Annotated in this window: 16 protein-coding genes and 8 tRNA genes; 8 read left to right on the forward strand and 16 right to left on the reverse strand. The window is 40.8% G+C overall.

Features of this window, described 5'->3' with window-relative positions; genetic code table 11:
- Window positions 1–22 precede the first annotated feature (22 nt).
- The 4 genes from D9K81_RS10475 to D9K81_RS10490 all read right to left on the reverse strand — a co-directional run bounded on the left by D9K81_RS10475 (window position 23) and on the right by D9K81_RS10490 (window position 5,919).
- Complete coding sequence (locus tag D9K81_RS10475; RefSeq protein ID WP_120375147.1) at window positions 23–1,000, reverse strand: patatin-like phospholipase family protein; 978 nt, start codon at window positions 998–1,000, stop codon at window positions 23–25.
- 341 nt (window positions 1,001–1,341) lie between these two features.
- Entirely contained in the window at window positions 1,342–2,817 is a 1,476-nt protein-coding gene (locus D9K81_RS10480) for an alanine/glycine:cation symporter family protein (protein WP_120375146.1), read from the reverse strand.
- A 68-nt stretch (window positions 2,818–2,885) separates the two neighbouring features.
- The gene (gene gltS / locus D9K81_RS10485; RefSeq protein ID WP_120375145.1) at window positions 2,886–4,127 is read right to left on the reverse strand and encodes a sodium/glutamate symporter; all 1,242 of its coding nucleotides are present in this window, start codon (window positions 4,125–4,127) and stop codon (window positions 2,886–2,888) included.
- Between the two features lie 478 nt (window positions 4,128–4,605).
- Entirely contained in the window at window positions 4,606–5,919 is a 1,314-nt protein-coding gene (locus D9K81_RS10490; protein WP_120375144.1) for a DcaP family trimeric outer membrane transporter, read from the reverse strand.
- 717 nt (window positions 5,920–6,636) lie between these two features.
- Between D9K81_RS10490 and D9K81_RS10495 the strand changes: the two genes are divergently transcribed.
- Entirely contained in the window at window positions 6,637–7,344 is a 708-nt protein-coding gene (locus tag D9K81_RS10495; RefSeq protein ID WP_120375143.1) for a nitroreductase, read from the forward strand.
- A gap of 51 nt (window positions 7,345–7,395) precedes the next feature.
- Here the strand turns inward: D9K81_RS10495 and D9K81_RS10500 are convergent, their stop codons facing one another.
- On the reverse strand, window positions 7,396–8,607 hold the full coding sequence (locus D9K81_RS10500; RefSeq protein ID WP_120375142.1) for a multidrug effflux MFS transporter: 1,212 nt from the start codon (window positions 8,605–8,607) through the stop codon (window positions 7,396–7,398).
- A gap of 142 nt (window positions 8,608–8,749) precedes the next feature.
- On the opposite strand from D9K81_RS10500, the gene yccS reads away from it, so the two are divergent.
- The 4 genes from yccS to D9K81_RS10520 all read left to right on the forward strand — a co-directional run bounded on the left by yccS (window position 8,750) and on the right by D9K81_RS10520 (window position 15,266).
- Window positions 8,750–10,924, forward strand: coding sequence for a YccS family putative transporter (gene yccS / locus D9K81_RS10505; RefSeq protein WP_120375141.1), 2,175 nt, complete (start codon window positions 8,750–8,752; stop codon window positions 10,922–10,924).
- An 85-nt stretch (window positions 10,925–11,009) separates the two neighbouring features.
- On the forward strand, window positions 11,010–11,570 hold the full coding sequence (locus D9K81_RS10510) for a hypothetical protein (protein WP_106985059.1): 561 nt from the start codon (window positions 11,010–11,012) through the stop codon (window positions 11,568–11,570).
- 181 nt (window positions 11,571–11,751) lie between these two features.
- On the forward strand, window positions 11,752–14,376 hold the full coding sequence (locus D9K81_RS10515; protein ID WP_121523276.1) for a PepSY domain-containing protein: 2,625 nt from the start codon (window positions 11,752–11,754) through the stop codon (window positions 14,374–14,376).
- Window positions 14,377–14,495: 119 nt separating this feature from the next.
- Window positions 14,496–15,266 (forward strand): YdcF family protein, encoded by a 771-nt coding sequence (locus D9K81_RS10520; RefSeq protein ID WP_227601949.1) that lies wholly within the window; start codon window positions 14,496–14,498, stop codon window positions 15,264–15,266.
- A gap of 26 nt (window positions 15,267–15,292) precedes the next feature.
- Here D9K81_RS10520 and D9K81_RS10525 read toward each other — a convergent pair whose 3' ends face one another.
- The 11 genes from D9K81_RS10525 to D9K81_RS10575 all read right to left on the reverse strand — a co-directional run bounded on the left by D9K81_RS10525 (window position 15,293) and on the right by D9K81_RS10575 (window position 18,078).
- A complete protein-coding gene (locus D9K81_RS10525; RefSeq protein WP_120375139.1) occupies window positions 15,293–15,754 on the reverse strand; it encodes a DUF2750 domain-containing protein in 462 nt (153 codons plus the stop codon).
- Between the two features lie 116 nt (window positions 15,755–15,870).
- A tRNA-Val gene (locus D9K81_RS10530) sits at window positions 15,871–15,946 on the reverse strand.
- 104 nt (window positions 15,947–16,050) lie between these two features.
- Window positions 16,051–16,127: transfer RNA gene (locus D9K81_RS10535), tRNA-Asp, on the reverse strand.
- Window positions 16,128–16,170: 43 nt separating this feature from the next.
- A tRNA-Val gene (locus D9K81_RS10540) sits at window positions 16,171–16,246 on the reverse strand.
- A 23-nt stretch (window positions 16,247–16,269) separates the two neighbouring features.
- Window positions 16,270–16,346, reverse strand: a tRNA-Asp gene (locus D9K81_RS10545).
- Between the two features lie 13 nt (window positions 16,347–16,359).
- Window positions 16,360–16,435, reverse strand: a tRNA-Val gene (locus D9K81_RS10550).
- Between the two features lie 22 nt (window positions 16,436–16,457).
- Window positions 16,458–16,534: transfer RNA gene (locus D9K81_RS10555), tRNA-Asp, on the reverse strand.
- Window positions 16,535–16,584: 50 nt separating this feature from the next.
- Window positions 16,585–16,661: transfer RNA gene (locus D9K81_RS10560), tRNA-Asp, on the reverse strand.
- 26 nt (window positions 16,662–16,687) lie between these two features.
- A tRNA-Val gene (locus tag D9K81_RS10565) sits at window positions 16,688–16,763 on the reverse strand.
- A gap of 416 nt (window positions 16,764–17,179) precedes the next feature.
- Window positions 17,180–17,680: a cell wall-recycling L,D-carboxypeptidase ElsL gene (elsL, locus tag D9K81_RS10570; RefSeq protein WP_120375138.1), complete on the reverse strand. Its 501-nt coding sequence runs from the start codon at window positions 17,678–17,680 to the stop codon at window positions 17,180–17,182.
- Complete coding sequence (locus D9K81_RS10575) at window positions 17,677–18,078, reverse strand: YbaN family protein (RefSeq protein WP_120375137.1); 402 nt, start codon at window positions 18,076–18,078, stop codon at window positions 17,677–17,679. Before D9K81_RS10575 ends, elsL begins: the two co-directional genes overlap by 4 nt.
- 120 nt (window positions 18,079–18,198) lie before the next feature.
- Here D9K81_RS10575 and D9K81_RS10580 point away from each other — a divergent pair, with 120 nt between their 5' ends.
- The 3 genes from D9K81_RS10580 (at window position 18,199) to dapE (ending at window position 20,615) form a co-directional block, all read left to right on the forward strand.
- Window positions 18,199–19,062: a DUF1853 family protein gene (locus tag D9K81_RS10580; RefSeq protein WP_120375136.1), complete on the forward strand. Its 864-nt coding sequence runs from the start codon at window positions 18,199–18,201 to the stop codon at window positions 19,060–19,062.
- Window positions 19,063–19,198: 136 nt separating this feature from the next.
- On the forward strand, window positions 19,199–19,348 hold the full coding sequence (locus D9K81_RS10585) for an entericidin A/B family lipoprotein (RefSeq protein WP_120375135.1): 150 nt from the start codon (window positions 19,199–19,201) through the stop codon (window positions 19,346–19,348).
- 130 nt (window positions 19,349–19,478) lie between these two features.
- On the forward strand, window positions 19,479–20,615 hold the full coding sequence (gene dapE, locus D9K81_RS10590; protein WP_120375134.1) for a succinyl-diaminopimelate desuccinylase: 1,137 nt from the start codon (window positions 19,479–19,481) through the stop codon (window positions 20,613–20,615).
- The last annotated feature ends 13 nt before the right edge of the window (window positions 20,616–20,628 follow it).

Here is a 20,628-nt window from a genome sequence, read left to right on the forward strand (position 1 = left end):
ACTGATTTATACAGATTAGGCCTTATTGTTGCACTGTATATTGAATATTTTGATTTAATGGATAGTGATGTTTAGCATAAGCCAATGAAATATCCTTAAGTTTTTCATCGGCTGCTTCCACACCTGCCTGCATGGTCGCTTCACGGCCTTTGACATCAAAGATATGTGCTTTTTCACGCAAATCAGGTTGAATCACCACATCTGCGCGCTTCATTTCTTCTTTAGCCAAATAAAACTGCATAATGTTGATATTTTGGTTAAACAAGCCCCATACATTGCTGGTTTCTGTATGAATTGGTTTTGCCAAAATGTCTACAGCAATAATAATATCTGCACCGAGCTCACGTGCGGTATCTACAGGCACAGGACTGACCAACCCACCATCCACATATTCTTGCTGTTGAATGACAGCAGGAATAAACATACTTGGAATTGAAACAGAAGCACGTACAGCCTGCCCTGTATTGCCTGCATTAAATACCACTTTATGGCCTTCTTGCAGTTCTGTTGCCACCACATACATTGGGATTTTCAGTTTTTCTAAAGGCAGATGATCCACTTGAGCATTTACATAATCTTCTACTTTTTTGCCATCCAATACGCCCTTTTTATCGAGGCGAATTTCGCGTACATCCGCAGGCTTCATACTTAATGCAATATCTCGTAGTTCATCTGCAGATTTACCGGATGCATAAATAGAGCCGACAATGCTACCTGCACTGGTGCCTACAATAAAATCTGGACGTATGCCGTGTTGTTCTAAAACTTGAATGACGCCAATATGTGCATAGCCACGCGCACCACCACTTCCCAATACCAAAGCTACGATGGGACGATTATTTTGCTGTTTTAATTTTTTAAAATCGACTTGATTCGGGACCACATGGGCTTCAGCAATCGCACCTGATTCTTCTGTTGGCTTTGAGGCAAAAGCCAAGACTTGATCGGTTGCCTGTGTAGCTTGCGCACCAATACTTTGACAACCCACAACACTTATCATCAGACACGTTATTAAAACTGTGTTTATATTCACGACACTTGATCCAACATTTTATTCATTTTATAAAGATGCTCAGTCTAAAACGATCATCCCATTTTCATTGTTATGAAACGTTAAGATGTTAGCCATAAAATTATAAGTCACTCTCTGCTTTGAATCATGTAGAAACTATAGAGAATCATGACAGGCGGGGAAAAAATGAATGAATTCCTGCCCTATAAAGCTGAAAAATTGTACATATTTCGCACTAAAAAAATATACATTCACGGTGCTATATTCATAAAAAAAGCCCCAATACAGGGGCTTTTTTTACAATACAGTCGTCGCAATCACTAGCAACATTACCAGATATCAGAGTCTACTTTGTCTTTAAATTTAGGATGATCATCTAACTTAAAGACAGGATCCTTCACGCCTTTCTTTAACTGACCAGAATAATCTTTCATTAACATTAATAAGAATGGTGTTAACAATAGAATTGCAAATAAGTTAATACTTGCCATTACACCCATAAATAAGTCTGCGAGGTTCCAAATCACTGGCACGCTCATAATTGAGCCCATATAGACCATCATGAGTACAATTATGCGGAAGCTAAACATTATACGGCTGCTGTTGTTAATAAACTGTACATTGCCCTCTGCATAAGCATAGTTACCAATCACAGAAGAGAACGCGAACATAAACAGAATAATGGCAAGGAAGTCATCGCCCCATGAACCAATTTGGCTTTCTAAGGCCATTTGAGTCAAAGTTACGCCTTCAAAGCCCGCATTTTCATACAAACCTGATGCCAAAATAATAATCGCAGTACACGTACACACCACAAATGTATCAACAAATACGCCTAACATTTGGATCAAGCCCTGATTCACAGGATGTTTTACATCAGATGCTGCAGCCGCATTTGGCGCAGAACCCATACCCGCTTCGTTAGAGAATAAACCACGTTTGATGCCCATCATCATAGCCATAGATACCATGGCACCAAAGAAACCACCAGCAGCTGCATCAAACTCAAAGGCTTTACTAAAAATAAGTTGGAAAATTGATGGTAAAATATCGTAGTTAATCACTGCAATATAAAGCGCAACGATTAAATACAAGAGTGCCATTACAGGGACAAAGGTTTCAGCAACTTTGGCAATACGTTTAATACCACCAAAAATAAGTACGCCTGTCATGAGTACTAAAGCAAGACCTACCCATGAAATGACTAAATCAAAGCCACCCAGGTTTAAAACAAGATCAGCTTTATTCCATCCCCACGCATGTGAGGTTGCACCAGTAATTGCATTGGCCTGCACCGCATTAAATACAAAACCGTAAGTCGAAATGAGGGTAATGGCAAAGATGATCCCTAACCATTTCTGTTTCAAGCCTTGGCTAATGTAATATGCTGGACCACCACGAAATTGTTTATTTTGGCTATCACGCACTTTAAACAGTTGTGCAAGTGATGATTCTACAAAAGCAGAACTCATGCCTAAAAATGCGGTTAACCACATCCAAAATACGGCGCCAGGGCCACCAATTGCAATCGCGATGGCTACACCAGCAACGTTACCTACACCCACACGGCTAGCAAGGCCAGTTACAAATGCCTGAAAAGGAGTAATGCCATGTTTATCATCACCTGCCTTACGGCTTCCCTTCATCACTTTAATACTGTGTACAAATAATCGGATTTGTACTGCACCGGTCGCCACAGTATAAAAAATACCGACAGTAACTAAAAACACCACCAAAAAATCCCACAATGGGGTATTTATGGTATTAATCCACTTCAACAAGCTTTCGTTCAGTTGATCGTTCATTCTGAATATCCAATTTTTTTAGCGACTCTGTAAAGAAAAAAGCCTACATAGAGGCTTTTTTCTATCTCTTAGACAAAGAATTTAAGAATCAACTGAATGACTGTCGCATTAATCAAGTCAACGAAAAACGCACCACACAGTGGAACAATTAAAAAGGCTTTATGCGAAGGTCCATACATATTGGTAATGGCTTGCATGTTTGCAACGGCAGTTGGTGTTGCTCCCATACCAAAACCACAATGACCAGCAGCCAATACGGCGGCATCATAGTTTTTACCCATCACACGGAAGGTAACGAAAGCTGCATACAAGGCCATTGTTAAGGTTTGTGCGCCCAAAATCACAACCAGTGGACCAGCAAGGTCGGCCAATTGCCAGAGTTTTAAAGACAACAGTGCCATCGCCAAATACAAAGACAATGAAGCATTACCAAATACATCAATCGCACGGTCGAAGATCTGAATTTTAAAAATACCTTCGAGCACATTACGCAGTATAACCCCGCCTGCAAGTGCCCAAACAAAGGTTGGCAATTCAAAGAATGTACCTTTGCTATAAGCGGTCATGAAGTCTGCGAAAGCCAAACATGCAGCAAACAGCCCCAGTGTTGTGATTGCATTATCTGCGGTAATCAAACGAACACGGTGTGGATATTCAAATGGCACATACTCAGTCGAGTTAATATCTGTCAGTGGCGTTTCATCACTTTGTGCTATTTGCTCTTGGGTACGCGGTGCTGAAATATTGTGGCGGTTAATAAGTAATTTGGCTAATGGACCACCAATAATGCCACCAATAATCAAGCCAAAAGTCGCACTGGCCATACCTAAAGCCAATGCACCCTGAATGCCATGCTGAGTTTCAAGGATTTCACCCCAAGCGCCCGCTGTACCATGACCACCCGTTAAGGTAATTGAACCTGCAATTAAACCAATCAAAGGATCTAGACCAAGAAGCTTTGCTAAGCTCATACCTACGGCATTTTGCAGCACAATAAAAGTAGATACCGCCACCAAGAATACGACTAGGCCAACACCGCCTTCTTTTAATTTGGCAAAGTTTGCACTTAAACCAATAGAGGCAAAGAAAATCAGCATAAAGCTGGTTTGCAACTGTGCACTGGTGGAAATACTAAATCCCCAAATACTATGCACAACAAGCGAGAGAATTGCCGCGACTAAACCACCTGCAACAGGTTCTGGAATATTATAGCGCTTAAGAAAATCGATTTTATTCACTAAAAGGCGACCGAGCAATAAAACAATTACCGCCGCAATCAAGGTATAAAATGCGTTAAATGTTAATTCCATCATCATTATCCTTAAGGTGCACTTAGTTGTTGTTATATGATTAATAAGCCATGTAATGCGCCATCACTTCAAGCTCATTTTAGTAACTTAAAGTACGGCAAATCCAAAAGCTTAGATCATATAAACTGAGTGCATTCTTGAGTTAGATTTCCCATCCACAGCCACTGATGTAAAGCCCGCTGGAATGATCACAATACCCACAAAACAGAAATTAGGGCACAAATTATGGAATTGGCTAATGTAAAGCACAGACTCCATTTCATATTGATGCAGAAATATCACTGCCAAAAGTTCAATATGAATAAAAGTCGGACATTATGCAGTTTTTTTTAAACATTGCTTTAATATTTACAATAAAGCTTTCAAATTACGCTGTTTTTTTACTCAATTTAAATTTTTATAGTCTAAAAAACGCAAAAACAGGAGCATCAAGCTCCTGTTTTTTATTGGTTTAAATCAACCATCTAATACTTCAGTATTAGAAGCTGTATTTCGCCATTAAACCAACGCGGTCATCGTTAAATGTTTTACCTGCGAATGTTTCACGCTTACCGTCTACATATTCTAAACCAAGCTCAACAGGTTTTACTGGTGAATAAATAATATTCAGCCATGCTTGTTGAACTTCTTTATTGGCATTAGCACTTACATCTGCGCTTGCTTTAAGCGTTTTAGCATATTTTGTATCATCATCCGCTAAAATAATGCCATACCCTAAAGTTGAACGAAGTTTTTCGTTAAATTTATAAGTTGCACCTACTTGTACAGCTGTAAATTCATTTTGTTCAATGTTTTTACCATCAACAATATATGCTGAATTTGCGCCATATAAGTAGTTGCTATTGCCTTGTGAATAAGATACATCGCCAGTCAATTTAAGCTGTTCATTCACCGCATAGCTCGCACCTGCTGCTACACCCCAAGCCACAGCACTATCATCTGCAGACTTGTAGTTTTCAACCAATGCTCGTGCAGAAGCTGTACCTTTGCCATCCGCAAAGCCTTGTGTAATTTTTGCAGTTATGTTTGGTGCACTATATTTAGTCGCTGTATCAACAAGTTTTCCATCTTTATCATAAGATGAATATTTGCTATCACCTTTTTCAGCTGCTACAAATAATTGAGTTTGTGGCGCAAGTTTTACGTTATAGCGTACTTGTGGTACACGTGTTGTACCACCACCAATGTTGGTACTGAAATCGATCATTTCAGGCGCATGGCTTGACAAGAAGTTTGATGTTGTTTGACCAAACAACCAGCTGTTATACGTTAAGTATGCATGACGAATACGTAGTGCGTCGTTTGTACCAGCAAAGTCAACTTCCAATTTACCGCCAACTTTATTGCCATCGCCCACTGGTGTATTAAAGTCTAAGCCTAAACGTGTTGTTTTTGCAGTAGAACGTAGTTTGTCGCTCACATCATTTTTAGATGAGTTTACGCCACCAAAGTCACTGTCCGCACCTTCAATAATGTAGTTAGCATCGCCACGTACAAAACCGTATAGGTTCACTTCTGCACCTGCTTTGGATTTAAAACCAGACAATGGTGATGCAGTTGGTGCAGCCACTGGTGCAGGACGCGCTTTAACTTGCTGAATGTCAGCTTGTTGCTGAACTTGTACTTGCTGTTGTTGTTGGATTAATGCTTTAAGCTCTGCAACTTCTGCACGTAATTGTGCAATTTCTTTTTGTTCAGTGCTTGCTGCTTGCGCCGAGCTCAACATAATTGCTGTTACGGCTGTTGCTAAACTCAATTTAAGTACTGGCGCTTTAAGCTGTACAAGTTTCATATTTCCTCCAAAGAAATCTTTGTTTTAAATTTTAAATTGCATACATCACATGCAAAAATTATGCTGAAAGACGATTATTTTTTGAAATTTTACAATTTCAGTAAAACCCCATTCCCCTACAGGTAATGTGCAGATTCTATATTAATTTTTCTAAGCATTAACGCCTTGCTTTATAATTTAATCATATAAACTAATCGAGCAAATAAGGAATCAATCTTAAAAAAATTAGCTTCCGCATTATGCGTGAAGCTCGTCCATTTTTATGTTTAATAGGTTGATATCCATACAAACAACCTACTCCCTTCCACCGATACAACGGTATTGCATCGAAGATGCTTGATATTTGAGCTAAATTTATACAAGCTGACTATCGCTGCTTTAGTCTTAGCTTTATGCAAAATTTCTGCGAAGCTTGGCATAAAGCCTCATTGTTATGTTTTCATTGTTGCCTATCTGACCTTAAGACCTTGATCCGCTGTCATCTCTTTGTCATTAATATCCGCTAGTGCTTGCACATTAGGCATCACAACCAACCTTTTAGATATATTTTTATATCTAAAAGGTATCAAGCCATTCATCTACTCTCTTTTAGTTTGAGCAAAAGTTGCACCCAATCTTGCAAATTTCAGTGCAGCACAGTAAATAAAAGATGTAGTTCACATACTACTCAGCCAATAAGGCAATAAAAAATCAAGATTTCAAAATAAAAGGACATCCATGAATTTATCTCTCACTCAAGCTGTAGATCAGGTCATCAATTCACGCCATTCTGTACGTGCTTATCTAGACACACCTGTCTCTACTGACCTAATTAAAGAGATCTTACATGTTGCCAGTCGTGCACCATCGGGGACAAATACCCAACCATGGAAGGTGTATGTAGTACGTGGTCAAACGCGTCAGCTTTTAATAGAACGTGTTTGTGTGGCCCAAAATGAATTATTTGCAAATCCTGCTCTGTCAGCACAATACCAAGAAACCTTTGACTATTATCCAAAGCAGTGGCTTTCGCCATTTATTGAGCGCCGTCGTGAAAATGGCTGGGGGTTATATGGCTTACTCAATATCCAAAAAGGCGAAAAGGAAAAAATGGCAGAGCAACAATTGCGTAACTATAAATTGTTCGATGCGCCTGTCGGGTTATTTTTTACGGCGCACGAATCTTTGGCAGTCGGCTCTAAAATGGATATCGCCATGATGATTCAAAATGTCATGTTGGCAGCCAAAGCACGTGGCCTAGACACTTGCCCTCAAGCCGCTTGGAATCATTTCCATCGTCTGGTTTTGGATACCATTGGCGCGCCCGCAGATGAAGAATTGGTTTGTGGCATGGCACTCGGCTACGCTGATCCTGATGCGATTGTGAATCAGTTTTTAACCCCACGTGTTGGAGTCGAAGAATTTGCCGTATTTGTAGATGAATAAGCCAGTGCTGGGTATTTCATCGTACTTTCATACCCGTTACCCAGCAATCATTTAGCTCACGGTTAGTTGCTGATCGATACGCATCCATCGGTAGGCCATAAATGCCACAGCAACAAAACCAAGCATCAGCATAGCCATATTGAGCTGTGCGCTCCATATTAAGAAATTGAGAATAACACCACCTAACAAACCACATGCAAATTGCATACTACCCATAATGGCGCTGGCTGTTCCTGCACGTGCACCTTGGTGTGACATGGCTAAGGCCATTGCATTCGGCCCTGTTAAACCAATGCCAGACACCGCACAGAACATGCCCAACATCACCCATGGCAAGCTATGTACAAACACCGCACTTAGCAATAAAACCAGCACACCAAAACCTTGAATGCCCAATCCTAATTTTAAGCGTGCATATACCGTGGTTTTGCTTCCCAAGATATTATTCAGTGTGGAAAGCAACATAATGCCGAAAGCATTAAAACCAAAGGCATAAGCAAAATGTTGCTGTGACATGGCAAAGTCAACCATCAAAATGCCTGCAGATGCACTGATATAGCAAAATAATATCCCGCCCGAAAAACAACCAATCAGCATTGGATATAAAAAGCGTTTATCTTGATAAATCGTGGCATACAACTGTAACACTTGCTTAAAACTGAGTTCCAAACGTCGGTTAGTAGGCAAGCTTTCTTTAAAGAAAAAGTGCACACAGAACAGACATATACAGCCCATCAAAGCCAAGAAACCAAAGACAGCATGCCAACTAAAAAACTTTAGAATCCAAGCTCCTATTGTTGGCGCTAAGATAGGTGCAACACCCATTACAATCATCATGCTTGAAAATGCTTGTGCTGAGCTTTGCACATCTAAGCGATCACGAATCGTTGCGCGCGCAATCACCACCCCAACACAGCCACCCAAAGCTTGTAAAATACGTGCTGCAATTAGACTCCATTCATCTTGTGCGAAATAACACATCAAACTGGCGATAACATACAGACTCAAGCCAAAGTACAGCGGTTTTTTACGTCCGATGCGATCACTGACTGGTCCATAAATTAACTGCCCCAACGCTAAACCCAAAAAATATGCGGGTAAAGTATTGGAAATCATTTGTGTACTCACCCCCAAATCCATGGCCATTTCAGGCAATGCGGGCAAGTACATATCAATAGAAAGTGGGCCTAAAGACGTCAGGAGTGCTAAGAGTAAAATCCAAGATTTAGAGTAGCCAGTGGATGTAGCGATATTTTTATGCATATTGATATTGGTATTTCATTTTTAAATAGGGTCTATGAAGACAAGTTTACACTGCTCATAGTATGATTTCGCTAAGACCATCGTGAAAATTCACACAATCTCAGTACTGTAACTCAGTCTTTCGCTGCGCAAAGGATCGATATTGAACTCTTGGCTTAGCCGCATTCAGCAGGCAACGTATAACACCACTTTTATGTACACGCTGCGTATGCTTATTGCATTTGCAGGGACTGCTTTTGTGCCATATTTTTATGGCAACCAACTGTATACCATTCCCCTCACTTTAGGTGTGGTGGCAGCTGGCCTCAGTGATATTGACGATCGATTCTCTGTGCGCATTATGAATCAGCTCTATACCTATATTGGCTTTTTCATTACCGCTGTTTCTATTTATGTGCTGTTTCCTTATCCCATCCTGTTTGCAATCGGGCTAATTGTCTCTTGCATTGGTTGGATTTTACTGGGTTCATTGGGGCGACGTTATGCCACTATCTCTTATGGTTGCTTAGTCATTTCTGTGTATTCCATGTTGGGTGTACATTTATTTGAGCATTGGTACACTCAAGCTGGCCTGCTGGTTATAGGGGCAATGTGGTATGGCTTAATCTCAACCATTAGCTTTTTACTTTTTCCTGTCCGCCAAGCACAAGACAAATTAGCCCAAAGCTATTCATCTTTAGGGGATTTCCTGTTTGCCAAATCCAACTTATTTGATGTCGATATGACACCAGAAAGTTACCAGCAAAGTATGATTGAACTGTCCTTAGAAAATGGCAAATTGATTGCGATTTTTAATGACATGAAAACTGCTCTGCTCACCCGACTCAAAGGCGACCGTGGGCAAAAAGATACACGTCGCAGTTTGCAATACTATTTTGTGGCGCAAGATATTCATGAGCGGGCCGATTCTGCACATATCGACTACCAAAAACTCGCTAAGATTTTTGAACATAGCGATATTTTATTTCGTTTTCAGCGCGTACTTTCAATTCAAGCCAAGGCATGTAAAGACCTAAGCATTAGCATTTTACACCGCCAACCGTATCATCATAATAAACGCTTCAAACATGCGTTTCGTAATTTGCGCCACTCCTTGGACAAATTACGCGAGGAACAACTCTACGACCAAGTTTGGGTTAATGCCCTATTTTCGTTGTATCAAAATTTAAAAGCTATTGACTCACAATTACAAAACGTCGAAACCGAGCGACATATTAAATTTGATAAAGTTAAACACGTTGAAAATCAACTCAAAGATGATGATTTAAAAGGTTGGGATGACGTCATGGTACGGGTAAAACAGCACCTGACACCTGAATCTGTATTGTTCCGCCATGCAATTCGATTATCCGTTGTGCTGTTTATTGGGTACGTATTTGTGCAGTTAACCGATATCGAATATGGCTATTGGATTTTGCTCACTGCCCTCTTTGTCAGCCAACCCAACTTTAACGCCACCAAACGTCGCTTGTATTTACGTATTGTAGGCACACTCATTGGCATTATATTGGGTTATGCGATTTTGTATTTTATCCCGTCGATCGAAGGGCAACTGCTCCTACTGATTTTGAGCGGTATTTTATTTTTTGAGCTTCGCAGTAAACAATATGCACAAGCCACCGCGTTTATTACGATTCTAGCACTGATTAACTTTAACCTAGATGGTTTGGGCTTTGAAGCAGCCATGCCTCGCATGATTGATACCTTAATTGGCTGTGCTTTGGCTTGGTTTGGGGTGAGTTTTATTTTCCCCGATTGGAAATTCCGCCGTTTGGGTCGAACCATCAATCGTTCATTACAAGCACAGTGTGATTACTTAAGCGAAGTGGTCGAGCAATACAAAAATGGCAGAAACAATGGTTTGAATTATCGTATTGTGCGTCGTGCGGCGCATAATACTGATGCAGATGTGGCCTCTTTAATTTCAACGCTCGCCACTGAGCCTGATTTTGACCAGCATCAAAAAACACTCGCTTTTGAATTTTTATGTCTGAATCATACTTTCATTAGTTATATTGCAGCTTTGGGCGCACATCGTGCAAAAATTGATGACCCTGAAATTTTACAGCTGATGGAACAAGCGCTTGATGATATTCAAGGTGCGCTGTTAAGAGACGAAGTACCAGACTTAAGTGCACAGAATATGATTGGTGAGATTCGTCAGCGTTTAGCACTGCAAAATGATGAAGACCATAAGTCACTGATTATTTTGCAGCAGTTATCTCTGATGTTTAGTATTTTGAAACAACTCAGTCAGTTAAAGCAAAACTTAAGTCATGATCGCGATCAAAAGTCGACTGAATTGGGCTCATTATAATTTGAGTATTTTTGACACAATATGCTCCCTGAATCGGCATAAATAATGCTAAACTTTTGGAAGTTAAAAATCTGTTAGTTTCACTATGACCGCGAAAAATTTATACGCCTATACCTTACAGCCTATACCTTATGAAGTTTCTGAAGAAGAACAGCGTAATGCGCAGTTGGTTCTTTCACGTAGTAACTTCAAAATTGGCACCAAAGCATGGATCATTATGGGCGCTATTTTAGTGCTTGCGATGGCTGGTATCATTTTATTAAAAAACTATTCAACGATTTTCTGTTGGGTTGCTATCGTCTGTGTTGTGATTTACTTCTTGGTACGCAAATTTGGTATCGAATGGTATGTTAAGCGCAAGTTGAAAGAAACGCCTGTTCAAGAAATCAAAGGCTTACGCTTAGGTGTACAACCACATGGTTTATCTATGCAACAACAAGTTGGCCTACAAATGGGCAATATGACTGTTGGCTGGAAAGACATCTATGAATGGTACAACACGCCTGAATTTATCTTGGTGAACTTTAAAATTAAAGGCCAACAAGGTGCGTATATTTTACCCAACCGCCTAGACAGCAAAAACTTCTCATTCAACACGATTCGTAAACACTTAAAAGAAACAGTGGGCGAAGCGAAAGCCGTTTAATTCACGACTTTGAATGATAAAAGCCTCCTCCTTGGAGGCTTTTTTTACGGCTCGTATCCATCTTATTTAAATAAATGATTAAAATTGTAAATGAGAATAAATATTATTTGTAATCCACATTATTTTTACACTTTCTCAGATTATAATAGTTCTCATTTCGATCCCTTACCCCTTCCTTCGCATGTTTAAAAAGATCCTCTTCCAATTGCACTGGTTTTTCGGTATCAGTGCTGGCCTTATTCTTTCCCTGATGGGTATTACGGGCGCTCTGTATTCCTACGAACAACCAATTCAAAAATGGCTCAATCCAGACAGCTATACGGTTCAAGTCCCCAATACAGCCAAAATGACGCCAGCTGAAATTTATCAACATTTTCAGCGCGTAGATCCTTCTATTAAAATTAATAGCATCACGATTGAATCAGAAGCTACTGCATCATCTACGGTGAATATTGTTAAAGAAGGCGCACGTCGTGGCTACAACATGATGGTGAACCCTTATGATGCGACGTTACTTCCAGAAGTCAAAGGCCGAGAATTCTTCCAATTTGTTCAGCAATTGCACCGTAACTTAACAGTGGGCCCTGTGGGTAAACAAATTACAGGCGCGTGTACACTCATTCTGATCTATTTTTTACTCAGTGGTTTGTACTTACGCTGGCCAAAAAAACACTCTATAAAGCAATGGTTTGCTGTTAAACCCCAATTAAAAGGCCGTAACTTTATTTGGGATTTACATGCGGTTATTGGCACATGGGTCGTTATTTTTTATCTAATCTTGGCCTGTACTGGATTGTATTGGTCTTATGGCTGGTGGCGTGATGGCATGTTTAAAGTTTTAGGTGTGGAACGCCCACAACCTGAAATGCAAGCAAATGCAGGTCCGAAAGCACAAAGCGCCGAAGGCAAAGGCACGACGAAAGATGCTCAACAAGCTGAAAACACAGGCCCATCTTCTGAGCAGAAAAAGAATTCATCTGAGAAGAAAGGCTTAGCGCCAGAAAAAATTAGTTATGCACTGACACAAACTTGGACTGGCTTTAACCAAAAGATTGGGCGTGAATATTCGAGCTTAACGCTGAATATCCCTAAAAAACCAAATTCGACTGTAGAACTTACATTTGTAGATGCTGTACCACAGCACGAACGTGCGCGTAACAAAGCCAGCTACAACTATCAAACTGCAGCAATTGAAAAATTAGAGCTGTATGAAGATAAAAAACTGAATGAAAAAATTATGACCAGCATGCTGCCTGTGCATCGTGGCAGTTTCTTTGGCCCTGTTTATCAGTTCTTTGCCATGCTGTCATCACTTATCATGCCTTTGTTCTTTGTGACGGGTTGGATGCTCTACCTAAAACGTCACAAGCAAAAAAAGCTGACACAACTTGCACGTCAAAGTCTAGCTCCGGTACAACTCGATCCAAATGCAACACCTTGGTTGGTGGTCTACGCATCGCAAACTGGTGTATCTGAGCAATTGGCTTGGCGTACAGCAACCAGCTTACAAGAAGCACGCCAACCGACAACGGTGAAAGCGCTACAGCAGCTGAGTGTGGAAGACCTCAAATCAAATACTCAAATTCTGTTAATTGCAAGTACCTATGGCACTGGTGAAGCACCCGATTTAGCGGCAAGTTTTGAGAAAAAACTTATGACGCAAAAGCTGGATCTAAGCCATGTTCGTTATGCCGTTTTAGCTTTGGGTTCGCAAGAATACCCTGACACATTCTGTAGCTTTGGTCATCGTTTAGACGCATGGTTTAAGCAAAATGCTGCTCAAGCTTTGTTCCCTGTCATTGAAGTCGACAATGCACATCCGCAAGCTATTCAACATTGGAATCAGTCACTTGCGAAAAGTACGAAACTTGAGCTTCAAGCCATGAACATTGAGAAAACTTTCGATCAATGGCAACTGAAACAACGTACTTTACTCAACCCAAATAGCTTAGGTGCACCTGCTTTTAATATTGAGTTACACGCCACGCATGATGCAACATGGCAAGCTGGTGATATTGCTGAAATACAACCAGCCAATAGCCCAGAACGTATTCAACGCTTCTTACAACAACATCAAATTGCACCATCTGTAGTTGTCGATTCTAGCCAGCTCAGCATCGAACAGATGCTTTGGGATCGCGATTTAACTGTCGATATTGAACCATTTGCCAATTTGGATCATTTAGTAGAACAGCTCCCGCCTCTACCATCACGTGAGTATTCTATTGCAAGTATTCCAGAGCAACACGTTCTACGCTTGGTAGTACGCCAGCAATCTGACTCTCATGGGCAATTAGGTCTTGGTTCGGGTTGGTTAACTGCACATGCTGAAGTTGGGCAACACATCGCTATGCGTATTCGTACCAATGAATCTTTCCATTTAATTTCGGACAACCGTCCTGTCATTTTAATTGGTAATGGTACAGGTATTGCCGGGCTCATGAGCCTACTCAGTGCACGTATCCGCTCGGACTTTACAGAAAACTGGCTGATCTTTGGTGAGCGTGAGCGTGCACATGACTTCTTCTACCAGAGCACAGTCGAAGCATGGCAAAATACTGGCATGCTTAAACGCCTTGACCTTGCCTTTTCACGCGATCAAGCAGAAAAAGTATATGTGCATCATAAACTTCGTGAACAAGCCAATGAACTCCGTACTTGGGTTGAACAGGGTGCTGTCATCTACGTGTGCGGTAGCATTCAAGGTATGGCCACAGATGTTGACTTAGCACTACAAGACATCTTGGGTGAAGCAAGCATTGATCAGTTAAAACAAGAAGGACGTTATCGTCGAGATGTGTATTAAATCCATCCCTGACACATTACTTCGTTGAATAAAAAAACCGAGCATCATTGCTCGGTTTTTTATGCACGTAAAACCCAGTACACTTGCCCCAGACATCTTAGCTGTAAAATCCGCAACCCATGATGAAAAGAATACTTGTATTAATCATTGGCCTCCTCCTTTGCATCGATAGCATTTGGCTACTGTGTTTAGGCGAAGACCATTTTGGCGTACTGTTACCGCTCTTACTTGGGTTATTTTTTATCGTCCTTGCCATATTAAGCCCTCAAATTCAGGCCTTATCTCAGCAACAAGGCTGTTTTAAACGTATTTGGATCAGCTTATGGGGCATTTTTTGGCTTTGGTTGGCCAGTTTGCTGGGATTTTTTGTTTATATGCAGAATTACAGCCACCAAATGGCACAAATCCCTCCCATAAAAGCCATTATTGTACTTGGAGGTGGGAGTACAAATGGCCAACCTGCACCCGCAGTTATTGAGCGCTTAAATACCGCCATTCTTTTGGCAAAGGAACATCCTCATGCCCCGTTGATTGTAACAGGTGGCATTGGCACTCATAAAAAATACTCTGAAGCATCAGTAATGCATCACTACTTAATACAGCACCATATTCCAGCTTCGCAAATTTACCAAGAAGACAGAAGTACAAGCACTGAACTCAATTTTGCCTATAGTAAGCCCGTGTTAGCACAATTAGGAATTCATTTAAATCAGCCCGTTGCAGTCGTCAGCAATGACTTTCATCTACCTCGAGCCATCGGGATCGCACAACACCAAGCTTATACTCAGGTTTATGCCATAAGCGCGCCAACACCACTTTACTTACGTTATAACGCTTGGTTAAGAGAATATTTTGCTTATATCAGCGGTTATGTATTAGATGAATATTAAAAATGAGAGTCTGTACTGATATTCAATTAATTTAAACGGATATTACGTGGTAATGGAAAATCCATTTCTTTAAACACTTCTGGACGCTGTGTATAGACCTGATATAAATAATTTTTTAAATCTAAGAGCATTTTTTCAGGTGCCACCAAAATATTTTGCCCCTCTGGTGTTAAATCCAGAGACAAAGCCGTATTTTCTTGGCGTAAAAAAGGAATGACTTTTTCAATAAAATCTTTAAGTGAAATTTCTTGGATTTCGTAATTTGCCCAATTGTCCTTAATTAGGAGTTTGGCCAAACTTTTATTACGCCATACGGAAAATGCTTTTTGACCTGTGGGTGTTGCACATAAAGCCCAGCCATCTTGATACAGCGCGATTAAATTACCTTGACCAACAAGGTGTTCAATAAATTGTTTATAAATGTCTTGAGGATTAAAGGGCGTATTTTGTGTTTTAGATGCGGCCTTGCGCTGATAAGGATTTCTCATTATTGTCCATGCAAATTAAAATTATTATACATCAAGGATTTTATGGAAAATTTCTGCAATAGGCAATATTAAAGCAATGCGCTGATTAATATTTAAATTGAGATATAAAGAGAATATGGTGGGCGCTGACGGGATCGAACCGCCGACATTCTGCTTGTAAGGCAGACGCTCTACCAACTGAGCTAAGCGCCCTGAGTAAAACAACATCGTTGCTTTATGACGCAAGACAAACGGAGTGTGCAGTCTTGGTATTTGAACATCTTAAATCTCAGGAATTTAAGACTTCTTAAGATAAATGGCGCAGCGGACGGGACTTGAACCCGCGACCCCCGGCGTGACAGGCCGGTATTCTAACCAACTGAACTACCGCTGCATCACGTTACTTCCGAGGAAGTACATTATATCTTAATGATATATGGTGGGCGCTGACGGGATCGAACCGCCGACATTCTGCTTGTAAGGCAGACGCTCTACCAACTGAGCTAAGCGCCCTTTAAGGGTTTTGATTCTAGGAATGGCGCAGCGGACGGGACTTGAACCCGCGACCCCCGGCGTGACAGGCCGGTATTCTAACCAACTGAACTACCGCTGCATCACAAAGAATATGGTGGGCGCTGACGGGATCGAACCGCCGACATTCTGCTTGTAAGGCAGACGCTCTACCAACTGAGCTAAGCGCCCTCAATATGCTAAACTGTGTAAATGGCGCAGCGGACGGGACTTGAACCCGCGACCCCCGGCGTGACAGGCCGGTATTCTAACCAACTGAACTACCGCTGCACTTACACAATATCGCTATTGCGGATCAAACGATGTTTTTAGATTTAAAGTGGCGCAGCGGACGGGACTTGAACCCGCGACCCCCGGCGTGACAGGCCGGTATTCTAACCAACTGAACTACCGCTGCACTATAAATCTAACAATGAAAGAGTTTGGTGGGCGCTGACGGGATCGAACCGCCGACATTCTGCTTGTAAGGCAGACGCTCTACCAACTGAGCTAAGCGCCCTTTCAAAGCACTTCATCGCTTGATGAGGTGCATTATAGAGAATCCTCACCCAGTGTCAAACGCTTTTATGCCAGTTTTCCACTTTTTATGTTTGACTGATTAAAAAATAAGTAATCCGCTATAAAAATCAACATTTTCTGTTTGTTTTTTAATTCAATGCATTCATTTAATGCCATAAACCCGCATAAAAATACTTTTTATTTTAGATCTGTCAGCCTTCATAACGTATTTATTTAAGTTGATTTGCGATTTCTAATGTGAAATCGCATCAATTTTAAGCATTGTTGTTTTTAAAAAGCTTTTTTGATTTGTAATTTGAGTTTAAGCATTCTGTTTTAACCGCTATTGCTACATGCTATAGCGGTTGTTCTGCATCTTTTAATTATTTCATGTATAGCTTAGTTTTGTATTTACAGTCAGATTTTTTCTGATTTTAAATACACAGTCGCGTCAACAGGAATCAATTCAAATAATTCCATCACATCTGTATTGCGCATGCGAATACAACCATGCGAAATAGGAATTCCCATCGGTTCTGTGTCTGGCGTACCATGAATGTAAATATAACGCTGATAAGTATCACAGCCCTCGCCCTGATTAAAACCGGCCTCTAAACCTGCTAACCATAAAATGCGCGATAAAATCCAATCACGCTCAGGGTATTCTGCTGCTAAAGCAGGACTATAGATTTCACCTGTGGATTGGCGTGCTTTAAATACTGTATTTTGTGGCATGTCTGCACCAAACTTTTCAGCCACACGATGCCAACCTCGTGGGGTCTTACCACTATTTTCAGTTTCACCAATGCCATTTTTACCACTCGAAATAACATAGCTTTTATTCAGTTTAGGTAAATCTAAACGCTGTTGATCTAAATCGATCACAATATCAGCTTGGTCTAAAGTGAATTCCATCATGGTGCTTTCTCTGTTTCAATTTTTGTAGCTTCAGAGCCCAATACAGGTTCTGGGCGTAGCCATAACCAAATGGCAACAGCTAGCATTGTTAAATCAGTAAATATTTTCACGGCTAAAGGTGCAGTAGTAAATAGCATCACAACGCCACTTACAAACATCATAATGGATGCGAACCACTTTGCTTTACGTGGCACCGTACCATTTTCACGCCATGCGCGAAGCGTTGCACCATATTTGGGATGGTTCAACAGCCATGCATCCATCTGTGGCCAGCCTTTTGAGGCAGCCCATGCTGCCAATATTAAAAATACTGTTGTTGGCATTCCAGGTAAAAGTGCCCCGATAAAGCCCAATAGGACGAAGATCACCACTAAGCTACGCCAAAACAACGTTTTCATACCCAGACCCAATTCGTACAGTGCCCTTAGTATAAAGTGTTTTTCGGTTTGAACCGTTGCAATTCTGCATTATTGTCATGGCATACTGATGTTCATTTTTGAATTGAGGCTTAGGCCACCATGACTCACATTTCATTGCCTTCTTGCTATTTTGAGCCATGGTTAAACTATCAACAGCCTTGTGTCAGACAACTGGCTTTTAGTATTGCCAGTCCCAATATTTTAACTCAACTCCCACCAGAGCTTGTACCTAAACACCATTTTGAATTGCATGATGATCTGCTCTGGCAACAACATTATCTGCGATATATACCGCGCTTAGAGGCTTTAGATCAAAACCCAACTGAGTTATTAGATTTTATTCATCAACTCAAAAGTACCCGCCTTGGCCTTCGCTTTGAAATGCTGATTTGGTTTTGGTTACTCGACCGTGACTATCATCATTACGAACTGATTGGACACAGCATTCAAAAAATTGATGGCCCTAAAACCCTAGGTGAGCTCGATTTTGTACTGCGCAACTTGGAAACCCAAGAAATTGAACACTGGGAAATTGCACTAAAGTACTATCTTGCTGAAGATGATTATTCACTGCCCTCTTGGTATGGCCTCAACCGTAGTGACACACTCAATAGAAAATTAAACCACTTTACACAAAAACAATTTCAATTTGACGATGCTTTAGAGCATCGCATACAGCACAAATACTGCATGCTTAAAGGACAACTTTATCTGCCTGTGCATAAACCAAACGATTTACCTGCTTGGTTGAATACAGCACGTAGAGTGGGTCTCTGGGGTCATCACATCCCTCATGCTACGGATCAGTACTATCGCTTACAACGTCATGAATGGATCTGTGCTCACGCACAGCTTAGTAGCACACCTGCTAAATGGTGGACTGACGGTCTTTATAAGCAGTCGCATCAAGAAAATTATTATATGTATCGTCAGCCAAATTTGTTACAAACCTATTTAGGTTGAATTTTAAATAGGCCAAGATTTGCTTTTATTACATTTGTTTACCGAACACCTATAAAAAATGCATACTTTTCACGCAGTGTATTTTTTAATCTAATTTTACGGAAAAAATTTATTATTCGTAAAACTGGAGAAACACATGAAAAAAATTATTGCTGCTTCACTTCTCGTAGCATTTGCTTTAGCTGGTTGTAATACTGTAAAAGGTGTAGGTAAAGACGTATCTAAGGCGGGGCAGGCTGTAACAGGTACAGCAGAAAAAACTTCTGAAGAAATTCGTCGCAAGTAATGTTCACAAAATTAGCGTATTAAGCTAATTTTTAAAAACCCTATTTAAATAGGGTTTTTTTATGTTTAAATTTTCCTTATCGTTTCGATTCGCCTATTATATTGCGACATTTTTGACTTAAAGATTCAGCATGACTTCATCAGCGACACTCGATCTAAGCCTAGAGCTTTTACGTCAACCCTCAGTAACGCCAGTAGACCATACCTGCCAAAACATTATGGCTGAGCGTTTGGAAAATATTGGCTTTAAGATTGAAAATATGCGTTTTGACGACGTGGATAATCTTTGGGCACGTAAAGGCACTGAATCTCCTGTATTTTGTTTTGCAGGACATACCGATGTTGTACCTACAGGTAATTTAGATGCTTGGGGTTCAGATCCATTCCAACCAGAAATTCGCGACGGCAAGCTATATGGTCGTGGCAGTGCCGATATGAAAACCGCATTGGCGGCTATGGTGGTAGCTTCTGAACGCTTCGTGGCAAAACACCCAAACCACAAAGGTTCGATTGCGTTCTTAATTACTTCTGATGAAGAAGGCCCATCTATTAACGGTACAGTCAAAGTCATTGAAACATTAGAAGCACGTCAAGAAAAAATGACATGGTGTTTAGTGGGTGAACCATCCAGCACAAACACTTTAGGCGATATTGTTAAAAATGGTCGTCGTGGCTCACTCAATGCAAAATTAACGGTCAAAGGTAAACAAGGCCATGTGGCTTATCCACATCTTGCAATCAATCCAATTCATACAGCATCTAAAGCCATTGCTGAGCTGTGTGAAACGGTTTGGGACAATGGCAATGAATACTTCCCCGCTACGACATTCCAAATTTCAAATATTAACTCTGGTACAGGTGCAACCAACGTTGTACCTGGGACCATGACGTCATTATTTAACTTCCGTTATTCAACAGAAGTGACTGCTGAGCAGTTAAAAGCACGTACTTTAGAAATTTTAGACCGTCACAATGTCGACTATGATATTGAATGGACTTTGTCTGGCTTACCTTTCCTCACGCCTGTTGGCGAGTTAGTGAATGCTGCAAAAACAGCCATTTTAAATGTGACGGGTGTTGAAACTGAGCTTTCAACCAGTGGCGGTACATCAGATGGTCGCTTTATTGCACCGACTGGCGCTCAGGTACTCGAATTAGGCGTGTTAAATGCCACCATTCATCAGATCAATGAACATGTAAATGTCGCTGACCTTGAGCCACTAGCAGAAATTTATGAACAAATTTTAGAAGGTTTATTGGCTGTTTAAAATTAGCTTATAA

The sequence above is a fragment of the Acinetobacter chengduensis genome, assembly GCF_003664645.1.
Taxonomy (GTDB): Bacteria; Pseudomonadota; Gammaproteobacteria; order Pseudomonadales; family Moraxellaceae; genus Acinetobacter; species Acinetobacter chengduensis.

Coding starts and splice junctions, on each gene's coding strand:
- D9K81_RS10490 (WP_120375144.1), bottom strand. CDS start 5,919: ATGAAACTTGTACAGCTTAAAGCGCCAGTACTTAAATTGAGTTTAGCA.
- gltS (WP_120375145.1), bottom strand. CDS start 4,127: ATGGAATTAACATTTAACGCATTTTATACCTTGATTGCGGCGGTAATT.
- D9K81_RS10495 (WP_120375143.1), top strand. CDS start 6,637: ATGAATTTATCTCTCACTCAAGCTGTAGATCAGGTCATCAATTCACGC.
- elsL (WP_120375138.1), bottom strand. CDS start 17,680: ATGATGGAATTCACTTTAGACCAAGCTGATATTGTGATCGATTTAGAT.
- D9K81_RS10510 (WP_106985059.1), top strand. CDS start 11,010: ATGACCGCGAAAAATTTATACGCCTATACCTTACAGCCTATACCTTAT.
- D9K81_RS10500 (WP_120375142.1), bottom strand. CDS start 8,607: ATGCATAAAAATATCGCTACATCCACTGGCTACTCTAAATCTTGGATT.
- D9K81_RS10480 (WP_120375146.1), bottom strand. CDS start 2,817: ATGAACGATCAACTGAACGAAAGCTTGTTGAAGTGGATTAATACCATA.
- D9K81_RS10525 (WP_120375139.1), bottom strand. CDS start 15,754: ATGAGAAATCCTTATCAGCGCAAGGCCGCATCTAAAACACAAAATACG.
- D9K81_RS10515 (WP_121523276.1), top strand. CDS start 11,752: ATGTTTAAAAAGATCCTCTTCCAATTGCACTGGTTTTTCGGTATCAGT.
- dapE (WP_120375134.1), top strand. CDS start 19,479: ATGACTTCATCAGCGACACTCGATCTAAGCCTAGAGCTTTTACGTCAA.
- D9K81_RS10520 (WP_227601949.1), top strand. CDS start 14,496: ATGATGAAAAGAATACTTGTATTAATCATTGGCCTCCTCCTTTGCATC.
- D9K81_RS10580 (WP_120375136.1), top strand. CDS start 18,199: ATGACTCACATTTCATTGCCTTCTTGCTATTTTGAGCCATGGTTAAAC.
- D9K81_RS10475 (WP_120375147.1), bottom strand. CDS start 1,000: ATGATAAGTGTTGTGGGTTGTCAAAGTATTGGTGCGCAAGCTACACAG.
- D9K81_RS10585 (WP_120375135.1), top strand. CDS start 19,199: ATGAAAAAAATTATTGCTGCTTCACTTCTCGTAGCATTTGCTTTAGCT.
- D9K81_RS10575 (WP_120375137.1), bottom strand. CDS start 18,078: ATGAAAACGTTGTTTTGGCGTAGCTTAGTGGTGATCTTCGTCCTATTG.